This window comes from Nonomuraea sp. MG754425 (assembly GCF_021699195.1).
Taxonomy (GTDB): Bacteria; Actinomycetota; Actinomycetes; order Streptosporangiales; family Streptosporangiaceae; genus Nonomuraea.
Genome location: NZ_SSXE01000422.1, coordinates 1 through 1,398, shown reverse-complemented (window position 1 = coordinate 1,398; position 1,398 = coordinate 1). Strand labels below are relative to the sequence as shown.

The 1,398-nt window shown below is 73.3% G+C and carries 1 protein-coding gene and 1 pseudogene; both read left to right on the top strand.

What is annotated here, in order from left to right:
- A pseudogene (locus FAF44_RS53220) lies at positions 1-189 on the top strand (alpha/beta hydrolase); the annotation flags it as partial.
- A gap of 462 nt (positions 190-651) precedes the next feature.
- The coding region (locus tag FAF44_RS53215; protein WP_237111122.1) for an LLM class flavin-dependent oxidoreductase at positions 652-1,398 on the top strand (747 nt) is incomplete at its 3' end.

Here is a 1,398-nt window from a genome sequence, read left to right as displayed (position 1 = left end):
CCGACACTGGTCGTCAACGGGCTGTCGGACGTGTCCGGCATCCAGGAGGTGTCCGGCCTGCTGGCGGCGGGCATCCCGGGCACGCGCCGCCTCGACCTGCCCGGCACCGGCCACCTGCCACCACTCGAACGCCCCGAGGAGGTGACCCGGGCTCTGACGACCTTCCTGCAAACCGCCTTAGCCCCCTGACGATCCCCGCCGACGACCAAGCCCCGCCCCCACGGCCACCACCACCCGGCACCCGGCACCCGGCCACCCAACACCTGGCCGCCCTGCCAACCCGCCAACCCGCCAACGACACCCAGCACCCGCCACATGGCACCCCGACACCCGACACCCGGCACGCGGCACGCGGCGAACCTTCGAAGCGCCACGCCGGCACCGGTGCCCGAGGGCTGCCCGAGCACCGGTTCAGGACCTTTCGCGAGCCACCCGGCCCGAGCTACCCGGCCCGAGCCGGACGCCGATCCGCTGACGCGGTGTCGAGCGACCTGGGCAAGTGGCCGAAGTCGGTCCCTCCAGATCGGCCCTTCCGTCGCGCCCGCCCGACTGCGGCCCAAGTTGACAGTGGTTCGCATGGCGAACTAATTTGCTTCGCGTAACCAACTATTCGCTTCAGGAACTAAAGGGCCGATCCCCAGGAGCCACCCCATGCCCGACTACGGCCACGACCTGCTCTTCAGCGCCAACCTGGTGCCGGCCGCCCAGCAGGCGGACGCCGTGGTGGCGCTCGCCCAGCTCGCCGAACGCGCGGGCCTCGACCTCATCACCTTCCAGGACCACCCGTACCAGCCGGCCCTGCTCGACACCTGGACCCTGCTCTCCTACGTCGCCGCCGCCACCGACCGCATCCGCCTGGCGGGCAACGTGCACCCGCTGCCGTTGCGTCCGCCCGCGATGCTCGCGCAGGCCGCCGCCAGCCTCGACCTGCTCAGCCACGGCCGCTTCGAGCTGGCGCTGGGCAGCGGCGGTTACACGGACGCCATCGCCTCCATGGGCGCGCCCCGCCTGTCCCCCGGCCAGGCCGTGGACGCGCTGGAGGAAGGCATCCGGATCATCCGCGCCGCCTGGGACACCGGCATGCCCGGCGGCATCCACCACCACGGGGAGCACTACCAGGTGGACGGCGCGCCACGCGGTCCGCGTCCGGCCCATGACATCGGCATCTGGCTCGGCGCGTACAAGCCGCGCATGCTCCGCCTGACGGGCCGGCTCGCCGACGGCTGGCTGCCCTCCCTGCCGCGCTTCCGGAGCACCGACGAGATCGGCGCGGGCAACGCCGTCATCGACGAGGCCGCGCTCGAGGCGGGCCGCTCGCCGTCCGACGTCCGCCGCCTGCTCAACCTGGGCCAGGAGCTGCCGCCCGAGCGGCTGGCCGAGCTCGCGCTCGCGCACGGC